Genomic DNA, 22396 nt, shown 5'->3' on the forward strand with positions numbered 1-22396 from the left:
ATGCGCGCCCGCCCTTCCCGCTTCCGGTTCGCCGCGCGCGCGCAGCGCGAGCGCGGCGCGGCGATCATCACCGCGCTGCTGGTGGTCGCGCTGTCGGCGATCCTTGTCTCCGGGATGCTGTGGCGCCAGCAGGTGCAGATCCGCCGCATCGAAAACCAGCGCGTGCTCGCGCAGGCGCAGTGGGTCGCGCGCGGCGCGCTCGACTGGACGCGCATGATCCTGCGCTCCGAAGCCGACACGGCGCCCGGCATCACCTATCTCGGCGGGATCTGGGCCGTGCCGATCGCGAAGACCAAGCTGTCGGACTTCCTCGGCCGGATCGGCGCGCCGAACGACAACGGCGGCGAGGACACCTACATCTCCGGCTCGATCGAGGATGCGCAGGCGAAGTACAACCTGCGCAATCTCGTGTCGTCGCCGGCGCCGGGCGTGCTGCAGCTCAACGTCACGCAGCTGCAGGCGTTCCAGCGGCTGCTGGCGACGCTCGGTTACGACGGCGCGCTCGCGAAGCGGATCGCGCTGCAGATGCGCGCCGGGCTGATGCATTCGGCGACGCGCTTCCAGACGCCGGCGCTGCCGGGTGCCGGCACGGCCGCGACCGCGCCGGTGCCCGGCGGCGACCTGGCCGGCAACTTCACCGACGAACCGGGCATGTCCGACACCGAGCGCGGGCCGGCGCCGCTCGTGATGACGAGCGTCGACAGCCTGCTCGACGTCGACGGCGTGACGCCCGAGATGGTCGCGCGGCTGCGCCCGTTCGTCACCGTGCTGCCGACCACGACGCCGGTGAACATGAACACCGCGCCGGCCGAGGTGATCGCCGCGCTGGTGCCGGGGATGAGCGTGTCGTCGGCGCAGGCGCTGGTGTCGCGCCGCGAGACGGTGTTTTTCCGCAACGCCGGCGACGTGCAGCTCGCGCTGCGCGGCGCCGGTGCGCCGAACGCGACGATCGACTCGAGCCTCGTCGACGTCAATTCCAGCTATTTCATCGTGCACGGCCGGATCCAGCACGATCGCGCGGAGGTCGATCGCACCTCGCTCGTGTATCGTGATCCGACCACGCATTCGACGCGGGTCGTGCGCATCCGCGACCAGCTATAACGACGCCATTCGGGAGAGGAGCTCTTGAGCACGCTGATTGTTTCTTTGCCGCCGCGCGAGCCGGCCGTGCCGTTGCAGGAATGGCAGTGGCCCGAGCTGCCGTTCACGCTCGTGGACAAGGCCGGCCAGGTGCAGCGCGCGGGCCGCGCCGCGCTCGCGCTGCTGCCGCGCGCGAACGCGACGGTGCTGATCGTCGCCGCGCGCGACGTGCTGCTGCTGGCCGCGACCGTGCCGCCGCTCAAGGGGCCGAAGCTGCGCCAGGCGCTGCCCAACATCGTCGAGGATCAGCTGATTCAGGATCCGCTCGGCTGCCATATCGCGCTCGATCCGGTCGCGCTGCCCGACGGCCGCCGCGTGCTGGCCGTCGTCGATCGCGCGTGGTTCCGCACGATCTGCGACGCGTTCATCGCGGCCGGCCACCGGCACCTGAGCGCGGTGCCGGCCACGCGCTGCCTGCCCGCGCCGCGCGCGAGCACGGCCGACGCCGCCCTGCCCGCCGACGGCGACGCCGCGCCTGCCGCCGCACTCGCAGCCGACGCCGCGCCGCTCGCACGGCCCGCGCCGGTGGCCGCGGTGCTCGGCCTCGCGACGACGGTCGAACCGGCGCTCGTCGAAGCCGGCGCGCAGCCGGGGGCGGCCGTGGCGCCGCGCTACGAATTCGCGATCGCGCGCGGTGCGCTCGGCGAAGGTTTCGCCGCGCCCGCGGCCCGCGCCGGCGGCACGCTGGCCGCGCTCGCGGGCGGCGCCGACGTCGAACTGTACGAACTCGGCGAGCCGGGCGCGGAGCCGCGCCTCGCGTCGGTCGGCCGCAGCGACGCCGCGCTGTTGCCCGGGGCGCAGCCGCTGGCGTTCGACGTGTTCGCGCGGCGTGCGCTCGACGAGAAGTTCGATCTCTGCCAGTTCGAATTCGAATCGCAGCCGTGGCGCTTCGATCGCGCGACGGTGAAGCGCCTGCGCGTGCCGATCGCACTCGTGGCGGCGACGCTCGGCGTCGCGGTGATCGGGATGAACCTGCACTGGTGGAAGCTGTCGCGCGAGCGCGATGCGCTGTCGGCGCAGATCACCGAGACGCTGCTGTCCGCGTTCCCGAAGACGACCACCGTGCTCGATCCGCCCGCGCAGATGCAGCGCCAGCTCGATCAGCTGCGGCTCGCGGCCGGCGAGCTGTCGCCGAACGATTTCCTCGCGCTGGCGAGCGGGCTGTCGCGCTCGATGGGCGCGCTGCCGCAGAACGGCATCGCCTCGCTCGATTATCACGACCGGCGGCTCGACGTCGGCTTCAAGCCGGAGGTCAAGGTCGACCCCGATTTCCCGCAGCGTCTCGCGCGCAACGGGCTGGCCGGCGAAGTCGACAGCAGCACCGGCAAATGGACGATCCGGAGCCGCTCATGAACACCGCACAACTGAACGAGACGCTGGCCCAGTTCTGGGGCGAGCGCACGCCGCGGGAACGCACGCTGCTCGGCTGGGGCGGCACGGTGCTGGCCGTCGCGATCGCGTATTCGGTGTTGTGGTCGCCCGCGCAGGAAGGCCGCGCGCGCATCCAGCACGAGTTGCCGACGCTGCGCCGCGAGCTCGCGCAGATGACCGCGCAGGCCAACGAGGCGAAGTCGCTGACCGCCGCCGCGCAGGGCGTCGCGCCGACCGGCCTCGCGCTGAAGGACGCGCTCACCGCGTCGCTGTCCGATCACGGGCTGCAGGGCGCGCAGGTGCAGGTGGTCGGCAACGGCGTGCAGGTCCAGATGAAGAACGTGTCGTTCCCGGCATGGACGCAGTGGCTCGACGATGCGCGCCGGCAGTTCAAGGTGCAGGTCGGCGAAGCGCACGCCACCGCACTGAAGGATGACGGTCAGGTCGACCTGACGGCCGTGATGCAACCCTCGATGCAGAAATGACGCAGTGAACGAAACAAGCGACGCCCGGCCGATGCGGCCGGCACTCAGGCGGCTCGTCGCCGTCTTGCCGTGGCTGGCGGCCGGCGCGCTGGCCACGGCCGCCACGCTCGTCGCGCTCGCGCCGGCCGCGTGGATCGCGCCGCAGTTCGCGCGTGCGACCGGCGGTCACGTCAATCTCGTCGATCCGGACGGCTCGCTGTGGCACGGCTCCGGCACGCTGATGCTGGCGCCGGGCGCGGACCAGAGCGCCGCCACGCTGCTGCCGGGCCGCGTCGAATGGACCACGCGCTTCTGGCCGCTCTTGACCGGCCGCGTGCAGATGCGCATGCGGCAGACCGAGGCGATGCCCGATGCCGTCACGCTCGACGCGACGTGGCGCGGCGCGGTGCTGTCGGCCGGTGCGATGGCCGTGCCCGCATCGCTGCTCGCCGGGCTCGGCACGCCGTTCAACACGCTCGACCTGCAGGGCGACGTGCGGCTCGGCTGGACCGACTGGCGGCTGATCGGCAACAACGCGTTCGGCCAGCTGACGGTGACGATCGATTCGATGAGTTCGCGCGTGTCGCGCGTGAAGCCGCTCGGCTCGTACCGCGCGGTGCTGCAGGCGAAGGGCGCGGACGCCGATCTCGACCTGTCGACCACGCAGGGCCCGCTGTTCCTCGACGGACACGGCGGCTTCGGCCCCGGCCACGGGTCGTTCCGCGGCACCGCGCACGCGGCGCCGGAGCAGCAGGCGAACCTCGCGGGGCTGCTGAACCTGCTCGGACATCCGATCGGCAACAACCAGGTGTCGCTGATCTTCGGCGACGCGATGCGCTGAGCCGCCGCGGCCCGCGCCGCGGCTCCCGTTACTGCTGCGCGAGCGGCGCGGCGGCCGTCGCGCCGGACGCCGGCATCGCGGCGGGCGCCGCCATGCCGCCCGTCTCGCGCGCCATGTCCGACGTATCCCAGCCGCCGCCGAGCGCCTTCACGAGCCCGACCGACGACACCATCCGCTGGCCGCCGAGCGTCGCGAGCTTCTGCTGCGCAGTGAACGCGGTGGTCTGCGCGGTCAGCACGTTCAGATAGGCGACCGTGCCGGCCTTGTACTGGTTCGTGACGATCGCCAGCGCCTGCTCGGCGCTCGCGACCGCCTGCCGCTGCACGTCGACTTCCTGCGCGAGGATGCGCTGCGACGCGAGGTTGTCCTCGACGTCCTGGAACGCGGTGAGCACCGCGAGCCGGTACGCGGCGACGTCCTGATCGTAGGTCGCGCGGGCCGCGTCGGTCTGCGCGGCCCGCAGGCCGGCGTCGAACAGCGTCGCCGCGAGCTGCGGGCCGACCGTCCAGAACCGTGCGGGCAGCGTGAACAGCTGCGACCATACCGAGCTCTGGAAGCCGCCGCTGGCCGACAGCGTGAGCGTCGGAAAGAATGCGGCGATCGCGACGCCGATCTGCTCGTTCGCGGCGGCCGCGCGGCGCTCGGCGGCCGCGATGTCGGGCCGGCGCTCGAGCAGCGCGGACGGCACGTCGACCGGCGTGACCGGCGGCTCCTCGGCGAGCGGGTTCGGCGGCAGCGAGAAGGTCGATGCCGGTTCGCCGATCAGCGTCGCGATCGCATGCTCGTATTGCGCGCGCGCGACGCCGTTGTCGATCGACGCGGCCTGCGCGCTCTGCAGCTGGGTCTGCGCCTGGATCACGTCGGCGCGCGCGGCCACGCCCTGCGCGTACTGGTTCTGCGTGAGCTTCAGCGAGTCGCCGTACGACTTCACCGTGTCGTCGAGCAGCTTCTGCAGCGCATCGGACGTGCGCAGCTGGAAGTACGTCTGCGCGAGCAGCGCCTGCTGCGACAGCCGCGCGTTCGCGAGATCGGCCGCGGCCGCCGCTTCGCCGGCGCGCTGCGCGCTGACGTTGCGGCTCACCTTGCCCCACAGGTCCGGCTCCCAGCTCGCATCGAGGCCGACGCTGTAGCTGTTGCCGATCGCCGAGCCGCCGCCGAACGTGGACGAACCCGACGACGACGCGCGTCCCGTACGCGAGCGCGTGCCCGACGCCGTCAGCCCGACCGTCGGGAAGTACGCGGCGCGCGCCTCGGTCACGAGCGCGCGTGCCTGCCGGTACGCGGCGGCCGATTGCGCGATGGTCTGGTTCGACGCGTTGAGCTTGCCGATCAGCGCGTCGAGCTGTGAATCGCCGTAGACGGACCACCACGGCCCGCGATCGGCCCGGTCGGCCGGCTGCGCGACCTTCCAGCCGGCCGGCGCTTCCTTGAACGCGGCGGGAATCGTCGTGTCGGGCCGGTGATAGTCGGGCCCGACCGCGCAGCCGGCGAGCAGCACGGCCGTTGCAACGGCAACGGCGGCGCTCAGCGGGCGAAAGGCGCGCGGGAAGGAGGCGTACGGCATCGTGAGGTTCCTGTCTGGGTGCGGCGGCCGGCGAGCGGCGTCGCGCAACGCGCGCGGTGCGGACGTTCAGCCGCTGGCGGACAAATGGTAACTGACGGCGGGAAAGCTGCGCAGCCGTAAGGGTAAGGTGCGCGGCCGCACGCATGTGTTACCGGTGCGGACGGCCGGTTTACCGGTCGTTACGGCGGACTTGCGTGCAAAACGGGCCGGCTGCGCCGACCGCACCGCGCGTTGCGGCGGGCCGATTCAACGGCGAAGGCAACGGCGACGGCGGGCGCCGCGCCGCGTCAGTGGCAGCGCGCGGGCACCGGCAGGGGATCGACGGCGGGCCGCCATGGCGATGGGTCGGGTGCCGCCGTCTGAGTCGTGCGGTGCCCGGCGCGGCCGGCCCGTTTCGCGCTGCGCTGGCGCCGATGATCGAACCACGCGAACCCGAGCGCCGCGAGCGAGCCGCCCGGCACCACCAGCATCGTCACGTACAGCGCGATCTTCCAGCCGCGGTGCGGGCCGGCGAACGCATGATGAGCGGTATCGGTCAGGTTGCGGCGCAGTGCGCCGGCGGCGTTTTTCAGGAACAGCATGGGGAACATCCTCGGGTGCCCGGCAGGGCGGGCGCGGCGGTCAGAACATAGTCTCCGGCGGTGCGACATGCACGTCGTAACTGGTTGCCTGAAATAATATTGACCAAGCAATCATTTTTCAAGATACTGGGCGCGTTTTGTCCTGAAACGCACTGTTGCTGCGCGCAATCGCAATGAACGGCGGCCTTTACGATCCCGACACCATCGAGCTGGAAACGAGCCTCGGTTATTTCCTGACCAAGGCTCGGCAGGCGCTCGTCGAGCGGATGGATCGCGCCCTCGAGCCGTACGACCTCACCGCGCAGCAGATCGGCGTGATCCTGCTGCTGTCGCGCGGCTATGCGCGCACGCCGTTCGAGCTGTCGCGCAAGATGTCGTACGACAGCGGCTCGATGACGCGGATGCTCGACCGTCTCGAGCGCAAGGGCCTGGTGGCCCGCGCGCGCAGCGAGCAGGACCGCCGCGTAATCGAGCTGACGCTGACCGAGCGCGGCGCCGAGGCGGCGCGGGCGTTGCCGTCGCTGATCGCGACCGCGCTGAACGCGCAGCTGGCCGGCTTCTCGGCCGACGAGCTCGCGACGCTCACCGGCCTGCTGCAGCGCTTCATCGCGAACGGCCCCGGCGACGCCGGCTGCCCGAAGCCCGACGAATCCGACGAACCCCACTGTTGAGCGCGGAGGCCCGATGTTCCGGTTTAAGCATTCGCTTATTTGTCTGTCTGGGCAGAAGATGACCGTGCAGGTGCCCCGCGCGCCCCTTCATTCGTTCCACCCGGTCGCGCCGCACGGTTCCGTGTGCCCGCGCCTTGTGCCGACGCGTTGCGCGCGTCGCGTCTAGGAGATTCCGATGTCCACCACCACGGCATCTGCCGCGTCCCCTGCCGCCGAACCGGCGCCGCTCACCGGCGGCGCGCTCGCGCTGCTCACCGTCGGGCTCGCGCTCGGCACCTTCATGGAAGTGCTCGACACGTCGATCGCGAACGTCGCGGTGCCGACCATCTCGGGCAGCCTCGGCGTCGCGACCAGCGAAGGCACGTGGGTGATCTCGTCGTACTCGGTCGCATCGGCGATCGCGGTGCCGCTGACCGGCTGGCTGGCGCGGCGGGTCGGCGAAGTGCGGCTGTTCACGCTGTCGGTGCTCGCGTTCACGATCGCGTCGGCGCTGTGCGGCCTCGCGTCGAACTTCGAGACGCTGATCGCGTTCCGGCTGCTGCAGGGCCTCGTGTCGGGGCCGATGGTGCCGCTGTCGCAGACCATCCTGATGCGCAGCTACCCGCCCGCGAAGCGCGGGCTCGCGCTCGGGCTATGGGCGATGACGGTGATCGTCGCGCCGATCTTCGGCCCGTTGCTGGGCGGCTGGATCAGCGACAACTACACGTGGCCGTGGATCTTCTACATCAACCTGCCGATCGGGATCTTCTCGGCGACCTGCGCGTACTTCCTGCTGCGCGGCCGCGAGACCCGCACGAGCAAACAGCGGATCGACGCGATCGGCCTCGCGCTGCTCGTGATCGGCGTGTCGTGCCTGCAGATGATGCTCGACCTCGGCAAGGACCGCGACTGGTTCAACTCGACCTTCATCGTCGCGCTCGCGCTGATCGCGGTGGTGTCGCTCGCGTTCATGCTCGTGTGGGAGGCCACCGAGAAGGAGCCGGTGGTCGACCTGTCGCTGTTCCGCGACCGCAACTTCGCGCTCGGCGCGCTGATCATCTCGTTCGGCTTCATGGCGTTCTTCGGCTCGGTCGTGATCTTCCCGCTGTGGCTGCAGACGGTGATGGGCTACACGGCCGGCAAGGCCGGGCTCGCGACCGCGCCGGTCGGGCTGCTCGCGCTGGTGCTGTCGCCGCTGATCGGGCGCAACATGCACCGGCTCGACCTGCGGATGGTCGCGAGCTTCGCGTTCATCGTGTTCGCGGGCGTGTCGGTGTGGAATTCGACGTTCACGCTCGACGTGCCGTTCAACCACGTGATCCTGCCGCGGCTCGTGCAGGGGATCGGCGTCGCGTGCTTCTTCGTGCCGATGACGACGATCACGCTGTCGAGCATTTCGGACGACCGGCTCGCGAGCGCGTCGGGGCTGTCGAACTTCCTGCGCACGCTGTCCGGCGCGATCGGCACCGCGGCCAGCTCGACGTTCTGGGAGAACGACGCGATCTACCACCATGCGCGGCTCGCGGAATCGGTGAGCGTCTATGCGCAGAACACGACGGACTACCAGGCCGCGCTCGCGCAGCTCGGGGTCGTCGGGCAGACGGCCAACGCGCAGCTCAACCAGCTCGTCACGCAGCAGGGCTTCATGATGGCGACCAACGACTTCTTCCACCTGTCGGCCGGCGTGTTCATCGCGCTCGCGGCGCTCGTGTGGATCACGAAGCCGAAGAAGGGCGCGGGGCCGTCGATGGGGCATTGAGCCCCGCCGCGGCCGGCCGGCGTCGCGTGCCCGGCCGCCGGCCGCGGGCCGCACACATCGCCCACGCCCACCGCCCACGGCACGCATGAGCCGCACGGCCGCCGCGTGCCGATGTCCCGGCCCGCATCACTCGCGCGCGAGCAGACCCCCGAAGGCGAGATCATCGCCGGACGCGATCGGCAGCGTCGCGCGCGCAACCTCGAGCCACGCGCGCGCCGCGTGCGACAGATAACCCTTCTTCAGCCAGCCGAGCGCGATCGCCCACGTGATTTCCGGCTCGACGATCGGCCGGCACGTGAACTGCCGCGCATCGAGCCGCCGGCAGTACGGCTCGGGCAGCAGCGCGATGCCGACGCCCGCGTGCACCAGCGCCGCCATGAAGTCCCAATGGCCGCTGCGGCTCACGATCGACGGCGTGAAGCCAGCCTGCCGGCACGCGTCGAGCACCGCGTCGTGCAGCGCGAGGCTTTCCGCGTAGAACACGAACGACTCGCGCGCGAGGTCGGCGAGCGCCACGGCCGTGTGGTCCTCCCAGCGCGACTCGCGCGGCGCGACCAGCCACAGCGGCGCGCGCACCATCGGCAGCCGCTCGAACGTGCCGGGATCGACCGGCTCCAGCAGCCCGCCCAGCTCCAGCTCGCCCGACATCAGCGCCGCCTCGATCATCCGCGCGCCCTGCTCGAACAGCTTCAGCTCGATGTTCGGATAGCGCTGCTTGTACGCGGCGATGATCGGCGTGAACAACGAGCCGCCGAGCGGCGGAATGCCGATCGTCAGCTCGCCGCGCCCGAGCGTGCCCAGATCGTTCAGCTCCGACTGCAGCTGCGCCTGCGCGGCGAGCACGTCCTGGCCGCGCTGGAACACGATCCGGCCCGCGTCGGTCAGCACCATTTGCCGGCCGTCGCGCAGCAGCAGCGGCGAGCCGATCTCGTCCTCCAGCGCCTTCACCATCTTGCTGATGGTCGGCTGCGTGACGAACAGCCGGTCGGCCGCCGCCGTGAAACTCTGCTGGCGGACCACTTCGACGAAGTACCGCAGCGCGCGCAATTCCATCGCTTCTCCCCAGATTGGTGCAGCATCTACAGACAGGATTCCGAACTGGAATGATAAGGATAGAGACAAGTCATTTTATTTATGGTTAGGGGAAACCCTATACTCCTAGCATCAACCGAATCTCTGCAGGAGCCAGCCATGAGCCACTCGACCGCGTCTGTCGCCGTCCTTCCCGCCACGCCGGGCAAGCTCACGCGCACGGGCCGCATCGCGCTGCAGTCCGCCGCGCTCGGCGTGCTGTGGCTGGCGGTCGACTGGGCCGTGCGCGCGGTCGGCCTGCCGGTGCCGTCCGGCGTGGTCGGGCTCGCCGTGCTGCTGGTGCTGCTGTTCTCGGGCCGCGTGGCGCCTGCATGGGTGAAGGACGGCGCGAACTGGCTGCTGTCCGACATGCTGCTGTTCTTCGTGCCGGCGGCCGTCGCGGCCGTCCAGTACGGCGGCCTGTTCCGCGAGGACGGCTGGCGCATCGCGCTCGTCATGCTCGCCGGCACCGCGTTCGTGATGGTCGCGGTGGCCGTCGCGGTCGACCTCGCCGCGAAGCTCGAGCGCCGGCTCGCCGCGCAACGCATGTTCGCCGAACGCCGCCGCGCGCGTCTGGCGACCGTGTCGGTCCACTGAGCCGGAGCCCGTCATGCATGCGCTGCTGTCGCGCCTGAGCGTCGACCAGGTGAATACCGCGATCTCGATCGGCTGCTTCGTGCTGACGGTCGCGCTGTATTTCGCGTCGAAGCGGCTCTACGCGTACCGCAAGACGCTGCTGTTCTCGCCGCTGGTGTTCGTGCCGGGCGTGCTCGCGCTGCTGGTCGTGCTGACCGGCATCCCGTATTCGGTGTACTTCCGCGACACGCGCTGGCTGATGTGGCTGCTCGGCCCGGCGACCATCGCGTTCGCGGTGCCGATCTACGAATACCGCGAGCTGATCCGCCGCCACTGGCTGTCGCTGTCGGTCGGCGTCGCGGTCGGGATCGCGGCGGGCGTGTGCGGTTCGCTGCTGCTCGCGAAGCTGCTGCACCTGTCGCCCGAGCTGCAGCGCTCGCTGATGACGCGTTCGGTCTCGACCCCGTTCGCGCTCGCGGTGTCCGACAAGATCCACGCGCCGAAGGACCTCACCGCGCTGTTCGTGATCGCGACCGGCATCTGCGGGATGCTGCTCGGCGAACTCGTGCTCGCACTGGTGCCGATGCGCACGCGGCTCGCGCGCGGCGCGCTGTTCGGCGCGGCCGCACACGGCGTCGGCACTGCGAAGGCGCGCGAGATCGGCAGCGAGGAAGGCGTCGTGTCCAGCCTCACGATGATGATCGCGGGCGTCGCGATGGTGCTGATCGCGCCGTTGCTGTCGCTGCTGCCGATCTGAGCAGGCACTGAGCCCGCGCGGGCGGCCGGCCGCCCGCATCGCCGCCCTGTCCTGCCTGCCGCCGGCCGCCGCGCGGCGGCCCTTCACCGTTCCCCCGCCGCTCCGCCACCCTCCCCGCGCCGAATCGAGCCGAAGCGATCCCACAGCCGGCCGACAATCTGCTGAGATAGCCGTAATTCCCCCCTCTTTTCCGCCCATCGGCTTCGGCCCGGATGCCGAACAATGCATGCTACGAGACACCACGCACGCATTCACATGGCCTCCACGACTGCAAACCCGCCTGCCGACAAGCCGGCTTCGTCCGGCAAGTTCAAGCGCATCGCGCTGATCGCCGTCATCGCGCTGGGCGCGGCCGCCGCCGCAGCCGGCGGCATGTACGTGTTCCTGAGCAAGGCGGGCGTCGGCCATTCGAGCGCGCCGGCCGAACCGCCGCCGCTCGCGGCGCCCGTGTTCTTCCCGCTCGACCCGCTGACCGTCAACCTGCAGTCGGACGACGGCATCCAGCACTACCTGCGCGTCGGGCTGTCGCTGAAGCTGACCGACCCGAAGGCGCAGGAGGAGCTGACCGCGCGCATGCCGGAGATCCGCAGCCGGATCCTGCTCGCGCTGTCGAACAAGCATCCCGAGGAGCTCGCGACGCCGGACGGCAAGCAACTGCTCGCGAAGCAGCTGCGCGAGCTGGTCGAGCAACCGACGCAGCCGGGTAACCAGCGCGCGAAGGTGGACGCCGTGCTGTTCACCGAATTCGTCGTCCAGTAACGCGGCCGCAAAAGGAGCGCGCATGGGCCACCAGGAGTTCATGTCCCAGGAGGAGGTCGATGCCCTCCTCAAGGGCGTCACCGGCGAAACCGACTCGATCGACGAGCAGCGCGACACGTCGGGCGTTCGCCCCTACAACATCGCGACGCAGGAGCGGATCGTCCGCGGCCGGATGCCCGGCCTCGAGATCATCAACGACCGCTTCGCGCGTCTGTTGCGGATCGGCATCTTCAACTTCATGCGGCGCACGGCGGAAATCTCCGTGAGCCAGGTGAAGGTGCAGAAGTACAGCGAGTTCACCCGCAACCTGCCGATTCCGACGAACCTGAACCTGGTGCACGTGAAGCCGCTGCGCGGCACGTCGCTGTTCGTGTTCGATCCGAACCTCGTGTTCTTCGTCGTCGACAACCTGTTCGGCGGCGACGGGCGTTTTCACACGCGCGTCGAGGGCCGCGACTTCACGGCCACCGAGCAGCGGATCATCGGCAAGCTGCTGAACCTCGTGTTCGAGCACTACACGACCGCGTGGAAGAGCGTGCGGCCGCTGCAGTTCGAATTCGTGCGCTCGGAGATGCACACGCAGTTCGCGAACGTCGCGACGCCGAACGAGATCGTGATCGTCACGCAGTTCTCGATCGAGTTCGGGCCGACCGGCGGCACGCTGCACATCTGCATGCCGTATTCGATGGTGGAGCCGATCCGCGACGTGCTGTCGTCGCCGATCCAGGGCGAGGCGCTCGAAGTCGACCGCCGCTGGGTGCGCGTGCTGTCGCAGCAGGTGCAGTCGGCCGAGGTCGAGCTGACCGCGGATCTCGCGGAAATCCCGGCGACCTTCGAGAAGATCCTGAACCTGCGCGCAGGCGACGTGCTGCCGCTGGAGATCGACGACACGATCACCGCCAAGGTCGACGGCGTGCCGGTGATGGAATGCGGCTACGGCATTTTCAATGGTCAATATGCGTTGCGCGTGCAGAAGATGATCAGCGCGGGCGACACGATGAAGGAAGGTGGATATGAGTGAGCTGAACACGACGACGCCCGAACTCGACGCGCAGGCCCTCGCCGACGCGGCGCTCGCGGAATCGGCCGCAGCGGCGGCCCCGGCCGCGCCGGCGGCAGCGGCAGCGGCAGCGCCTGCCGCGGACGAAGAACAGGGCCTCGACGACTGGGCCGCCGCGCTCGCCGAGCAGAACGAGCAGCCGGTGGTGGCCGGCGCGACCGGCGCCGGCGTGTTCCAGCCGCTGTCGAAGGCCGCGGCGAGTTCGACGCACAACGACATCGAGATGATTCTCGACATCCCGGTCAAGATGACCGTGGAGCTGGGCCGCACCAAGATCGCGATCCGCAACCTGCTGCAGCTCGCGCAGGGTTCGGTCGTCGAGCTCGACGGCCTCGCCGGCGAACCGATGGACGTGCTCGTGAACGGCTGCCTGCTCGCGCAGGGCGAGGTCGTGGTCGTCAACGACAAGTTCGGCATCCGGCTGACCGACATCATCACGCCGGCCGAACGCATCCGGAAGCTGAATCGGTGAACGTCGTGAAGGCCGCCCGCCGCGCCCACCGCTTCGCCGTCGCCACCCTCCCGGCCCTCCTGGCCGGGGTGGCGGCGCTCGCGAGCAGCGGCGCCGGCGCGGCCGACATGAACGCGGTGAACCACGCCGGTTCGATCGCGTCGAGCGTGATGGTCGGCTCGGCCGCGCCGTCGCTCGGCGTCGGCGCGGTGCTGCAGACGCTGGTCGGGCTCGCGGTCGTGATCGGCCTGGTGTTCGGCTGCGCGTGGCTCGCGCGCCGCTTCGGGTTCCAGCCCGCGCGGCGCGGCGGCCAGCTGAAGGTCGTGTCGAGCGTCGAGCTCGGCGCGAAGGAAAGCGCGACGATCGTCGAGATCGGCGACACCTGGCTCGTGCTCGGCGTCGCGCCGGGCAACGTGCGCCTGCTGCATACGCTGCCGGCCGGCTCGGCGCCCGACGCGGCCGTCGTGTCGACGTCGCCCGGCGCCGGCGCCGCCGACGCGAACGCGTCCGGCCCGTTCGGCGCGCGGTTTCGCGACGCGCTCGCCGGCGAAGCCGCGAAGCGCTTCGGGCGCGGCAAGGAGCGCTGACATGGCGCCGCGTCACCCATCCGTACCCGCATTCCGATGAAACACGACTTCCTGCGTCACGCGGCGCGCTTCGCGCCCGTGCTGATCCTCGGCCTCTTCCCCGCGCTCGCGTGCGCGCAGGCGGCCGGCCTGCCCGCGTTCAACACGAGCCCGGGCCCGAACGGCGGCACCACCTATTCGCTGAGCGTGCAGACGATGCTGCTGCTCACGATGCTGTCGTTCCTGCCGGCGATGCTGCTGATGATGACGAGCTTCACGCGCATCATCATCGTGCTGTCGCTGCTGCGCCAGGCGCTCGGCACCGCGACGACGCCGCCGAACCAGGTGCTGCTCGGCCTCGCGATGTTCCTCACCTTCTTCGTGATGTCGCCGGTGCTCGACAAGGCCTACAACGACGGCTACAAGCCGTTCTCCGACGGCTCGCTGCCGATGGAGCAGGCCGTGCAGCGCGGCGTCGCGCCGTTCAAGGGCTTCATGCTGAAGCAGACCCGCGAGACCGATCTCGCGCTGTTCGCGAAGATCTCGAAGGCCGCGCCGATGCAGGGGCCGGAGGACGTGCCGCTGTCGCTGCTGGTGCCGGCGTTCGTCACGAGCGAGCTGAAGACGGGCTTCCAGATCGGCTTCACGATCTTCATTCCGTTCCTGATCATCGACCTGGTGGTCGCGAGCGTGCTGATGTCGATGGGGATGATGATGGTGTCGCCGTCCACCGTGTCGCTGCCGTTCAAGCTGATGCTGTTCGTGCTGGTCGACGGCTGGCAGCTGCTGATCGGCTCGCTCGCGCAGAGCTTCACGTAAGCGGAGGAAGACGCGATGACACCCGAACAGGTGATGACGCTGGCGCACCACGCCATGATGGTCGGCCTGCTGCTCGCCGCCCCGCTGCTGCTGGTCGCGCTCGCGGTCGGCCTCGTCGTGAGCCTGTTCCAGGCCGCGACGCAGATCAACGAATCGACGCTGTCGTTCATCCCGAAGCTGCTCGCGGTCGCGGCGACGCTCGTGATCGCCGGCCCGTGGATGCTGACGACGATGCTCGACTACCTGCGGCAGACGCTGCTGCAAGTCGCGACGCTCGGCGCCGGCTGAGCGGCCCGCGCGGCCCCGCTTCCCCGCGATGTTCTCGGTTACCTACGCGCAGCTCAACGGCTGGCTGACCGCCTTCCTGTGGCCGTTCGTGCGGATGCTCGCGCTCGTCGCGACGGCGCCCCTGGTCGGCCACGGGGCGGTGCCCATGCGCGTGAAGATCGGCCTCGCGGCGTTCATGGCGCTGGTCGTCGCGCCCACGCTCGGCGCGATGCCCGGCGTGACCGTGTTCTCCGCGCAGGGCATCTGGATCATCGTCACGCAGTTCCTGATCGGCGTGTCGATGGGCTTCACGATGCACCTCGTGTTCGCGGCCGTCGAGGCGGCCGGCGACTTCATCGGGCTGTCGATGGGGCTCGGCTTCGCGACCTTCTTCGATCCGCATTCGAACGGCGCGACGCCGGTGATGGGCCGCTTCCTGAATGCGGTCGCGATGCTCGCGTTCCTCGCGGTGGACGGCCATCTGCAGGTGTTCGCGGCGCTGGCCGCGTCGTTCCAGACGCTGCCGGTGTCGGCCGAGCTGCTGCACGCGCCCGGCTGGCATACGCTCGCCGCGTTCGGCGTGACCGTGTTCCAGATGGGGCTGCTGCTCGCGCTGCCGGTCGTCGCCGCGCTCCTGATCGCCAACCTCGCGCTCGGCATCCTGAACCGCGCGGCGCCGCAGATCGGCATCTTCCAGATCGGCTTCCCGGTCACGATGCTGGTCGGGCTGTTGCTCGTGCAACTGATGATCCCGAACCTCGTGCCGTTCGTGTCGCACCTGTTCGACATGGGCCTCGACGGGATCGGCCGCGTGCTGCAGGGCTGGCGCTGACGCGCCCGCGCCCGCCCCATTTGCTGGAAAACCCCTAACCGAATCGCCGTGTCGCGAAAGGTTGCGGAAGGCTTCGCGTCCCTATACTCGTCGTGACGATGCGCCACGCATCGCGCCATACGAATACAACGAAGGAGACGACCCGATGCGACCCATCCTGCGCACCCTCGCCGTTGCAGCCAGCCTGAGCTGCGCGCTCGCCGCTCACCCCGCGCTCGCCGACGACGGCGGCAAGATCACGATCATGGTCGGCGGGATCGCCAAGCTCATCTATCTGCCCGCGCGGCTCACGCAGGAACTCGGCTACTTCAAGGCCGAAGGGCTCGACGTCGAGCTGCTGTCGCAGCCGGCCGGCGTCGATGCCGAGAACGAGCTGCTGGCGGGCGCCGTGCAGGGCGTCGTCGGCTTCTACGATCATACGGTCGACCTGCAGAGCAAGGGCAAGGAAGTGAAGGCGATCGCCGTGTTCGGCCAGGTGCCCGGCGAGGTCGAGATGGTGTCGACCAAGGCCGCGCCGACCTTCAGGACGATGGCCGATGCGAAAGGCAAGACGCTCGGCGTGACGGGCCTCGGCTCGTCGACCAGCTTCCTCACGCAATATCTCGCGCTGCAGCGCGGCGTGCCGTCGACGCAGTACACGATGCTGCCGGTCGGCGCCGATGCGAGCTTCATCGCCGCGATCAAGCAGGGCCGCATCGACGCCGGGATGACGACCGAGCCGACGGTGTCCGCGCTCGAGAAGATGGGCGACGCGAAGGTGCTGGTCGACATGCGCACCGTCGAAGGCACGCGCGCCGCGCTCGGCGGCACCTATCCGGCCGCGAGCCTGTACGTGCAGTCCGCGTGGGCCGATTCGCACAAGGCGGAAGCGAGCAAGCTCGCGCACGTGTTCGCGAAGACGATGCAGTTCATCCACACGCACAGCGCCGAGGAGATCGCCGCGAAGATGCCGGCCGATTACCAGAAGGACAAGGCGCTGTACGTGGCTGCGCTGAAGGCGTCGCTGCCGATGTACACGGCCGACGCGAAGATGCCGGCCGACGGCCCGGCGACCGTGCTGAAGGTGCTGTCGGCGTTCAACCCGTCGGTGAAGGGCAAGCACATCGATCTGGCGCGCACCTACACCAACGACTTCGTGAATGCCAAATGAGTGCGCAATGAGCGCGCCATGAACGCGCCATGAACGCGCGCGGTGCCCGCGCCGGCGGCCGGCTGCCGCCGTGCGCGCACCGCAGGCCCGGCTGACCGGCCCGGCGCCGCCGCTGCGGCGCCCTCTTCACCCGCAGGACGAATGCGATGAACCAGGCAGTTTCCCCGAGCACACCGGCGATCGAGTTTCGCAACGTGTCGTGCCGCTTCATTTCGCCGGAAGGCCGCGCGACGGTGGCGCTGCGCGAATTCAGCATGAGCGTCGCGCGCGGCGAGTTCATCGCGATCGTCGGCCCCACCGGTTGCGGCAAGTCGACCACGCTGAACCTGATCACCGGGCTGCTGAAACCGGCGTCGGGCGAGGTGCGCGTGATGGGCCGGCCGGTCGACGGGATCGACCCGCGGATCGGCTTCGTGTTCCAGGCCGACGCGGTGTTTCCGTGGCGCAACGTGATCGACAACGTCGCGGCCGGCCCGCTGTTTCGCGGCCGCTCGAAGGACGTCGCCTACGCGCAGGCCGACGAATGGATCCGCAAGGTCGGCCTCGACAAGTTCGCGAAGCACTACCCGCACCAGCTGTCGGGCGGGATGCGCAAGCGCGTCGCGCTCGCGCAGACCTTCATCAACCAGCCGGAAATCCTGCTGATGGACGAGCCGTTCTCCGCGCTCGACATGCAGACGCGCACGCTGATGCAGGACGAGCTGCTGCAGCTGTGGTCGGCGAACAAGGGCTCGGTCGTGTTCGTCACGCACGATCTCGAGGAGGCGATCGCGCTCGCCGACCGCGTGTTCGTGCTCACCGCGCGCCCCGCGACGCTCAAGCGCGTGTACGAGATCGACCTGCCGCGCCCGCGCGTCACGTCGGAGGTGCGCTACGACGCGCGCTTCATCGAGATTTCGAAGGACATCTGGCACGACCTGCGCGAAGAAGTGCAGATCGGCTGACGCCTGCGCGGCCCGCGCACGCGACCCACCGCCAAGGACAGGAGCATGACCGACATGACGCTTCCCCCCACCGCCCTGCCGGCGACCACGCTCGAGGACGACGAGCGCGCCGCGCAACGCCGGCTGCGCCGCCGGCGCAATCTGATCGTCGCGCTGCGCATCGCCGTGCTCGTCGTCGTGCTCGGCGGCTGGGAGCTCGCCGCGCGCCTGAAGTGGATCGATCCGTTCTTCTTCTCGATGCCGTCGCTGATCTTCGAGCAGATCCAGGACTGGTTCGTCAACGGCACGTCGCAAGGCCCGCTGCTCACGCAGGTGTGGGTCACGCTGGAGGAAACCGCGATCGGCTTCGTGATCGGCTCGGTCGCCGGCGTGATCTGCGGCATCGTGCTCGGCCGCAACAAGCTGATGGCCGACGTGTTCGGCCTGTACATCCAGATCGCGAACTCGATTCCGCGCGTCGTGCTCGGCTCGGTGTTCGTGATCGCGCTCGGCCTCGGGATCGCGTCGAAGATCGCGCTGGCCGTCGTGATGGTGTTCTTCGTCGTGTTCGGCAACGCGTTCCAGGGCGTGCGCGAAGCGGACCGCTACCTGATCGCGAACGCGCAGATCCTCGGCGCGTCGCGCCGGCAGATCACCACGTCGGTCGTGATTCCGTCCGCGCTGAGCTGGATTCTCGCGAGCCTGCACGTGAGCTTCGGCTTCGCGCTGGTCGGTGCGGTGGTCGGCGAATTCCTCGGCTCCAAGCAGGGCATCGGGCTGCTGATCTCCACCGCGCAGGGCGCGTTCAACGCGAGCGGTGTGTTCGCGGCGATGATCGTGCTGGCCGTGGTCGCGCTGGCCGCCGACTACCTGCTGACGCGGATCGAGAAGCGCCTGCTGAAATGGCGTCCCGCCGCGTTCTGAGCCGCGCCCGGCCGACCACATCCACGAACCGCACGAACCGCGCCGGCCGCCCCGGCGCGGTTCGGCATTGAGGAGACGCCATGGCGCACAGCCTGCGCGGGCGGCTGCTGTGGTGGTTGCTGCTGCCGCTCGCGGCCTTCGTGCTGATCGCCGGCGCGATGTCGTACGACACCGCGCGGCGCACGGCCGCGCTCGTGCAGGACAGCGCGCTGATCGCATCGGCGCGCACGATCGGCGAGGACGTCGAGTGGCGCAACGGGCTGCCGGTCGCCGACGTGCCGCCGGCCGCGCTGGAGATCTTCGAGTCGCCGTCGCGCGACTCGGTGTTCTACAAGGTGAGCGACGGCCACGGCCGGCTGCTCGCGGGCAACCCGGCGCTCGACGCACCGGCGCGGCACCGCGCCGAGCCGACGCTGTACGACACGACGCTCGAGCATGTGCCGCTGCGCGCAGTCGCCTACGATCGCCAGCTGTACGACGAGGGACGCGTCGAGACGGTCACGGTCGTCGTCGCGAAGACGGCGCGCTCGTACGACGCGATGGTCGCGACGATCTGGCGGCCGCAGCTGCTGCGCCTGTCGCTGATGCTGGTGCTCGCGATCGTGCTCGTCTATCTCGGCCTCACGCTGGAGCTGCGGCCGCTGATGAAGCTGAAGGACGACGTCGCCGACCGCGGGCCGATGGAGCTGGAGCCGATCCGCCCGGAGCGGCTGCAGCACGAGCTGCGGCCGATCGTCGATGCGATCAACCAGTGCATCGCGCGGCTCAACACGCACACGGCGACGCAGCGGCGCTTCATCGCCGACGCCGCGCACCAGCTGCGCACGCCGATCGCCGTGCTCGACACGCAGATCCAGTACGCGCGGCGGCGCGATCACGGCGACCGCGAGCTGGCGGCGGTGCTCGACAGCATGCAGCGCAGCAGCCGCAAGATGGCCGACGTGACCGACAAGCTGCTGCTGCTCGCGCATGCGGAAGCCACGCCGTCGACGCTGCTCACGCAGCGCGTCGATCTCGCGGCCGTCGTGTCGAGCGTGCTGGAGGAAGCGATCGTACTCGCGCAGCGGCGCGCGATCGACCTCGGCGCGGATCTCGGCGAGCGGCTCGACGTCGCCGGCAGCGACAGCCTGCTGAGCGCGCTGGTGTCGAACCTCGTCGACAACGCGGTGCGCTACACGCAGCCGGGCGGCTGCGTGACGGTGGCCGCGCGCCGCGACGGCCACGCGGTCGTGCTCGACGTGATCGACGACGGCCCCGGCATTCCGGCCGAGGCGCGGCCGCACGTGTTCAAGCGGTTCTACCGCGTGTCGGCCGATACCGAGGGCTCCGGCCTCGGCCTCGCGATCGTGCGCGAGATCGCGCAGGCGCACGGCGGCAGCGCCGTGCTCGCGCCGGGCCCGGGCAATCGCGGTATCGTCGTGACCGTGCGGCTGCCCGCTTACGACTGAAGATACGAATCGCCATGAAACTGCTGCTGGTCGAAGACAACGCCGAACTCGCGCACTGGATCGTGAACCTGCTGCGCGGCGAGGACTTCGCGGTCGACTGCGTCGGCGACGGCGAGCGCGCCGACACGGTGCTGAAGACGGAGCGCTACGACGCGGTGCTGCTCGACATGCGGCTGCCCGGCATCAGCGGCAAGGAAGTGCTCGCGCGGCTGCGGCGCCGCAACGACAACGTGCCGGTGCTGATGCTGACCGCGCACGGCTCGGTCGACGACAAGGTCGACTGCTTCGGCGCGGGCGCCGACGACTACGTCGTCAAGCCGTTCGAATCGCGCGAGCTGGTCGCGCGCATTCGCGCGCTGATCCGGCGACAGGCCGGCGTCGGCACCGCGCAGCTCGTGTGCGGCGACCTCGTCTACGCGTTCGGCACGCGCGAGTTCCGCTGCGGCGACGCGCTGCTCGCGCTGCGGCGCCGCGAGCATGCGATTCTCGAAACGCTGATGCTGCAGCAGAGCAAGACGGTGTCGAAGGCGCGGCTGATGGACAGCGTGTTCGCGCTCGACGACGAGCCGAGCGCCGATGCGATCGACATCTACATCCACCGGCTGCGCAAGCATCTCGCGGGCAGCACGGCCGAGATCATCACGCTGCGCGGCCTCGGCTATATCCTGCGCGCGAAACCCGCGCAGCACTGACGCCCGCTCTCTCACGCTCCTCGCGCGCCTCGCGCGACAATTCGTAGTACGGAAATTCACCACCGACCCGGCGATGCATCGCGCGGCCCGCTGCCGCTCGCGTGCGCGACCTGCCTTCGTCGCGGCTTCGGTGTTTTCACCGACGCAGATGCTTGCCGCGGGAAAGCGACGTGAAGGATTGCACCTTCTACGATGCTACGCGTCGGCCCCATGCGGCCGTCACCATGCGGCGTACGTTTCGTACCGCCAACGAATTGACTTCAATGCGGCAGCCCGGAGGAGACGATCTTGAAACGAACCACCCTTGCCCTTTCCATCGCGGCGACTGGCCTCTGCGCCGGCACCCACGCGCACGCGCAGTCGAGCGTGCAGCTGTACGGGCTGATGGACCTGAGCTTTCCGACCTACCGGACCCACGCCGATGCGAACGGCAATCACGTGATCGGCATGGGCAACGAAGGCGAGCCGTGGTTCAGCGGCAGCCGCTGGGGCCTGCGCGGCGCGGAAGACATCGGCGGCGGCACCAGGATCATCTTTCGCCTCGAGAGCGAATACGTGGTCGCCAACGGCCAGATGGAAGACGACGGCCAGCTGTTCGACCGCGACGCGTGGGTCGGCGTCGAGGATCCGCGCCTCGGCAAGCTGACGGCCGGCTTCCAGAACACGATCGCGCGCGACGCATCGGCGATCTACGGCGACGCGTACGGCGCCGCGAAGCTGACGACCGAGGAAGGCGGCTGGACCAACTCGAACAACTTCAAGCAGATGATCTTCTACGCGGCCGGCCCGACCGGCACGCGCTACAACAACGGCGTCGCGTGGAAGAAGGTGTTCGGCAACGGCATCTTCGCGAGCGCCGGCTACCAGTTCAGCAACTCGACCGCGTTCGCGACCGGCTCCGCGTACCAGGTCGCGCTCGGCTACAACGGCGGACCGTTCGCGGTGTCCGGCTTCTACAACCACGTGAACCACGGCGGCTTCACCAACCAGACGTTCTCGGTCGGCGGCAACTACGCGTTCAGCATCGTGCGCCTGAACGCCGGCTACTTCCGCTACAACGGCGACCAGGGCTCGCTCGGCCAGCGCCACGACGATTCCTGGACGGTGTCGATGAAGATCGCGCCGCGCGGCCCGCTCGACTACGAGCTCGGCTACCAGCAGATGCGCGTGAAGAACGCCGCATACAACGCCGACGGCTTCGTGCCGAACGCCAACCTCGGCGCGTTCAGCCTGACCAGCGGCGTCGGCAACGGCTTCAAGGAGACGCTCTACGGGTCGGTGTTCTACCACCTGAGCAAGCGCACCGAGGTGTACCTCGCCGGCGACTACATGAAGCTGCATGGGGGCTACACGGTGGCGTCGACGTTCGGCGCGAAGAACCAGCTCGAGCTGACGTCGGGGATTCGCACGCGCTTCTGACCGGACCGGGGCCGCCCGGCCCCGTATCGCGCGCGCCCGATACGCGCGGCGGGCACGGCGACGCCCTCGCGTCGACCGTGCCCCTTTTTTCTGCCGTCGCTGCCGTCGCTGCCGCAGCACCGCATCTGCCGCGGCCCGCGCGTCGTGCGCCGGCCGCGAGGCCCGGCCCGACGCGCCTCGCGGGCCGCCCGACGGGCGTTTCCCCGCCGATGCGCGCACGCTCGCCTCACATCGGTGCTTGACCTGCGCCGACCGACTCGCTAGCGTTTCGGGTTTGCCCGGGCGGCCCTTGCCGCCGGTGCCGCGACTGCG

The 22396-nt window shown here is 69.8% G+C and carries 24 protein-coding genes; 21 read left to right on the forward strand and 3 right to left on the reverse strand.

Going from position 1 to position 22396, the window contains the following annotated elements:
- From gspK to gspN, 4 genes are read left to right on the forward strand one after another with little or no spacing between them, the layout of a single operon-like run.
- Positions 1-1101, forward strand: a complete 1101-nt coding sequence (gene gspK, locus MBR110_RS01970; protein WP_181709146.1) for a type II secretion system minor pseudopilin GspK — start codon at positions 1-3, stop codon at positions 1099-1101.
- A gap of 24 nt (positions 1102-1125) precedes the next feature.
- Complete coding sequence (gspL, locus tag MBR110_RS01975; protein ID WP_045578647.1) at positions 1126-2493, forward strand: type II secretion system protein GspL; 1368 nt, start codon at positions 1126-1128, stop codon at positions 2491-2493.
- Positions 2490-2996 carry a type II secretion system protein GspM gene (gene gspM, locus MBR110_RS01980; RefSeq protein ID WP_011882766.1) on the forward strand — a complete coding sequence of 169 codons (507 nt, stop codon included), beginning with the start codon at positions 2490-2492 and terminating at the stop codon, positions 2994-2996. Before gspL ends, gspM begins: the two co-directional genes overlap by 4 nt.
- 31 nt (positions 2997-3027) lie before the next feature.
- Entirely contained in the window at positions 3028-3816 is a 789-nt protein-coding gene (gene gspN, locus MBR110_RS01985) for a type II secretion system protein N (protein ID WP_011882765.1), read from the forward strand.
- 28 nt (positions 3817-3844) lie between these two features.
- Here gspN and MBR110_RS01990 read toward each other — a convergent pair whose 3' ends face one another.
- Both MBR110_RS01990 and MBR110_RS01995 read right to left on the reverse strand, forming a co-directional pair.
- A complete protein-coding gene (locus MBR110_RS01990) occupies positions 3845-5380 on the reverse strand; it encodes an efflux transporter outer membrane subunit (protein ID WP_011882764.1) in 1536 nt (511 codons plus the stop codon).
- 287 nt (positions 5381-5667) lie between these two features.
- Positions 5668-5961, reverse strand: coding sequence for a hypothetical protein (locus MBR110_RS01995; protein ID WP_011882763.1), 294 nt, complete (start codon positions 5959-5961; stop codon positions 5668-5670).
- A 173-nt stretch (positions 5962-6134) separates the two neighbouring features.
- On the opposite strand from MBR110_RS01995, the gene MBR110_RS02000 reads away from it, so the two are divergent.
- Both MBR110_RS02000 and MBR110_RS02005 read left to right on the forward strand, forming a co-directional pair.
- On the forward strand, positions 6135-6632 hold the full coding sequence (locus MBR110_RS02000; RefSeq protein ID WP_011882762.1) for a MarR family winged helix-turn-helix transcriptional regulator: 498 nt from the start codon (positions 6135-6137) through the stop codon (positions 6630-6632).
- 175 nt (positions 6633-6807) lie between these two features.
- The gene (locus tag MBR110_RS02005) at positions 6808-8370 is read left to right on the forward strand and encodes a DHA2 family efflux MFS transporter permease subunit (protein WP_181709147.1); all 1563 of its coding nucleotides are present in this window, start codon (positions 6808-6810) and stop codon (positions 8368-8370) included.
- Positions 8371-8496: 126 nt separating this feature from the next.
- On the opposite strand, the gene MBR110_RS02010 is transcribed toward MBR110_RS02005, so the two are convergent.
- Entirely contained in the window at positions 8497-9423 is a 927-nt protein-coding gene (locus MBR110_RS02010; RefSeq protein ID WP_014722135.1) for a LysR family transcriptional regulator, read from the reverse strand.
- A gap of 138 nt (positions 9424-9561) precedes the next feature.
- Here MBR110_RS02010 and MBR110_RS02015 point away from each other — a divergent pair, with 138 nt between their 5' ends.
- The 15 genes from MBR110_RS02015 to MBR110_RS02085 all read left to right on the forward strand — a co-directional run bounded on the left by MBR110_RS02015 (position 9562) and on the right by MBR110_RS02085 (position 22084).
- Positions 9562-10038 carry a CidA/LrgA family protein gene (locus MBR110_RS02015; RefSeq protein WP_011882759.1) on the forward strand — a complete coding sequence of 159 codons (477 nt, stop codon included), beginning with the start codon at positions 9562-9564 and terminating at the stop codon, positions 10036-10038.
- A gap of 13 nt (positions 10039-10051) precedes the next feature.
- Entirely contained in the window at positions 10052-10774 is a 723-nt protein-coding gene (locus tag MBR110_RS02020; protein ID WP_011882758.1) for an LrgB family protein, read from the forward strand.
- A gap of 222 nt (positions 10775-10996) precedes the next feature.
- Positions 10997-11533 carry a flagellar basal body-associated protein FliL gene (gene fliL / locus MBR110_RS02025; RefSeq protein WP_046425506.1) on the forward strand — a complete coding sequence of 179 codons (537 nt, stop codon included), beginning with the start codon at positions 10997-10999 and terminating at the stop codon, positions 11531-11533.
- Positions 11534-11555: 22 nt separating this feature from the next.
- Complete coding sequence (gene fliM / locus MBR110_RS02030) at positions 11556-12554, forward strand: flagellar motor switch protein FliM (protein WP_011882756.1); 999 nt, start codon at positions 11556-11558, stop codon at positions 12552-12554.
- Positions 12547-13065 (forward strand): flagellar motor switch protein FliN, encoded by a 519-nt coding sequence (gene fliN, locus MBR110_RS02035; RefSeq protein ID WP_059474949.1) that lies wholly within the window; start codon positions 12547-12549, stop codon positions 13063-13065. Before fliM ends, fliN begins: the two co-directional genes overlap by 8 nt.
- A complete protein-coding gene (gene fliO / locus MBR110_RS02040) occupies positions 13062-13631 on the forward strand; it encodes a flagellar biosynthetic protein FliO (protein WP_181709148.1) in 570 nt (189 codons plus the stop codon). The genes fliN and fliO overlap by 4 nt, the downstream gene beginning before the upstream one ends.
- Positions 13632-13667: 36 nt before the next feature.
- Positions 13668-14429: a flagellar type III secretion system pore protein FliP gene (gene fliP / locus MBR110_RS02045; protein WP_011882753.1), complete on the forward strand. Its 762-nt coding sequence runs from the start codon at positions 13668-13670 to the stop codon at positions 14427-14429.
- A gap of 15 nt (positions 14430-14444) precedes the next feature.
- Complete coding sequence (fliQ, locus tag MBR110_RS02050) at positions 14445-14717, forward strand: flagellar biosynthesis protein FliQ (protein ID WP_011882752.1); 273 nt, start codon at positions 14445-14447, stop codon at positions 14715-14717.
- Between the two features lie 28 nt (positions 14718-14745).
- Positions 14746-15528 carry a flagellar biosynthetic protein FliR gene (fliR, locus tag MBR110_RS02055; protein ID WP_014722130.1) on the forward strand — a complete coding sequence of 261 codons (783 nt, stop codon included), beginning with the start codon at positions 14746-14748 and terminating at the stop codon, positions 15526-15528.
- A 145-nt stretch (positions 15529-15673) separates the two neighbouring features.
- Positions 15674-16678, forward strand: a complete 1005-nt coding sequence (locus MBR110_RS02060; RefSeq protein ID WP_181709149.1) for an ABC transporter substrate-binding protein — start codon at positions 15674-15676, stop codon at positions 16676-16678.
- Between the two features lie 146 nt (positions 16679-16824).
- A complete protein-coding gene (locus tag MBR110_RS02065; protein WP_011882749.1) occupies positions 16825-17622 on the forward strand; it encodes an ABC transporter ATP-binding protein in 798 nt (265 codons plus the stop codon).
- Positions 17623-17667: 45 nt separating this feature from the next.
- Positions 17668-18525, forward strand: a complete 858-nt coding sequence (locus MBR110_RS02070) for an ABC transporter permease (RefSeq protein ID WP_124260013.1) — start codon at positions 17668-17670, stop codon at positions 18523-18525.
- Positions 18526-18605: 80 nt separating this feature from the next.
- Positions 18606-19973, forward strand: a complete 1368-nt coding sequence (locus MBR110_RS02075; RefSeq protein ID WP_059695042.1) for a sensor histidine kinase — start codon at positions 18606-18608, stop codon at positions 19971-19973.
- Positions 19974-19987: 14 nt separating this feature from the next.
- Positions 19988-20665 carry a response regulator gene (locus MBR110_RS02080; RefSeq protein WP_045578656.1) on the forward strand — a complete coding sequence of 226 codons (678 nt, stop codon included), beginning with the start codon at positions 19988-19990 and terminating at the stop codon, positions 20663-20665.
- Positions 20666-20953: 288 nt separating this feature from the next.
- Positions 20954-22084, forward strand: a complete 1131-nt coding sequence (locus tag MBR110_RS02085) for a porin (RefSeq protein ID WP_034193009.1) — start codon at positions 20954-20956, stop codon at positions 22082-22084.
- Positions 22085-22396 lie beyond the last annotated feature (312 nt).

Origin of the sequence: Burkholderia sp. MBR-1 (assembly GCF_013822785.1) — a bacterium.
Classification (GTDB): Bacteria; Pseudomonadota; Gammaproteobacteria; order Burkholderiales; family Burkholderiaceae; genus Burkholderia; species Burkholderia vietnamiensis.

What these genes read in the sequence shown, in the direction of transcription:
- fliM (WP_011882756.1), top strand. Translation starts at nt 11,556, where the DNA reads ATGGGCCACCAGGAGTTCATGTCCCAGGAGGAGGTCGATGCCCTCCTC.
- MBR110_RS01990 (WP_011882764.1), bottom strand. Translation starts at nt 5,380, where the DNA reads ATGCCGTACGCCTCCTTCCCGCGCGCCTTTCGCCCGCTGAGCGCCGCC.
- fliN (WP_059474949.1), top strand. Translation starts at nt 12,547, where the DNA reads ATGAGTGAGCTGAACACGACGACGCCCGAACTCGACGCGCAGGCCCTC.
- MBR110_RS02070 (WP_124260013.1), top strand. Translation starts at nt 17,668, where the DNA reads ATGACCGACATGACGCTTCCCCCCACCGCCCTGCCGGCGACCACGCTC.
- fliQ (WP_011882752.1), top strand. Translation starts at nt 14,445, where the DNA reads ATGACACCCGAACAGGTGATGACGCTGGCGCACCACGCCATGATGGTC.
- gspM (WP_011882766.1), top strand. Translation starts at nt 2,490, where the DNA reads ATGAACACCGCACAACTGAACGAGACGCTGGCCCAGTTCTGGGGCGAG.
- MBR110_RS02010 (WP_014722135.1), bottom strand. Translation starts at nt 9,423, where the DNA reads ATGGAATTGCGCGCGCTGCGGTACTTCGTCGAAGTGGTCCGCCAGCAG.
- gspK (WP_181709146.1), top strand. Translation starts at nt 1, where the DNA reads ATGCGCGCCCGCCCTTCCCGCTTCCGGTTCGCCGCGCGCGCGCAGCGC.
- MBR110_RS02000 (WP_011882762.1), top strand. Translation starts at nt 6,135, where the DNA reads ATGAACGGCGGCCTTTACGATCCCGACACCATCGAGCTGGAAACGAGC.
- fliP (WP_011882753.1), top strand. Translation starts at nt 13,668, where the DNA reads ATGAAACACGACTTCCTGCGTCACGCGGCGCGCTTCGCGCCCGTGCTG.
- fliL (WP_046425506.1), top strand. Translation starts at nt 10,997, where the DNA reads ATGCATGCTACGAGACACCACGCACGCATTCACATGGCCTCCACGACT.
- MBR110_RS02020 (WP_011882758.1), top strand. Translation starts at nt 10,052, where the DNA reads ATGCATGCGCTGCTGTCGCGCCTGAGCGTCGACCAGGTGAATACCGCG.
- MBR110_RS02005 (WP_181709147.1), top strand. Translation starts at nt 6,808, where the DNA reads ATGTCCACCACCACGGCATCTGCCGCGTCCCCTGCCGCCGAACCGGCG.
- MBR110_RS02015 (WP_011882759.1), top strand. Translation starts at nt 9,562, where the DNA reads ATGAGCCACTCGACCGCGTCTGTCGCCGTCCTTCCCGCCACGCCGGGC.
- gspN (WP_011882765.1), top strand. Translation starts at nt 3,028, where the DNA reads ATGCGGCCGGCACTCAGGCGGCTCGTCGCCGTCTTGCCGTGGCTGGCG.
- MBR110_RS02080 (WP_045578656.1), top strand. Translation starts at nt 19,988, where the DNA reads ATGAAACTGCTGCTGGTCGAAGACAACGCCGAACTCGCGCACTGGATC.
- MBR110_RS01995 (WP_011882763.1), bottom strand. Translation starts at nt 5,961, where the DNA reads ATGCTGTTCCTGAAAAACGCCGCCGGCGCACTGCGCCGCAACCTGACC.
- MBR110_RS02075 (WP_059695042.1), top strand. Translation starts at nt 18,606, where the DNA reads ATGGCGCACAGCCTGCGCGGGCGGCTGCTGTGGTGGTTGCTGCTGCCG.
- fliR (WP_014722130.1), top strand. Translation starts at nt 14,746, where the DNA reads ATGTTCTCGGTTACCTACGCGCAGCTCAACGGCTGGCTGACCGCCTTC.
- MBR110_RS02065 (WP_011882749.1), top strand. Translation starts at nt 16,825, where the DNA reads ATGAACCAGGCAGTTTCCCCGAGCACACCGGCGATCGAGTTTCGCAAC.
- MBR110_RS02060 (WP_181709149.1), top strand. Translation starts at nt 15,674, where the DNA reads ATGCGACCCATCCTGCGCACCCTCGCCGTTGCAGCCAGCCTGAGCTGC.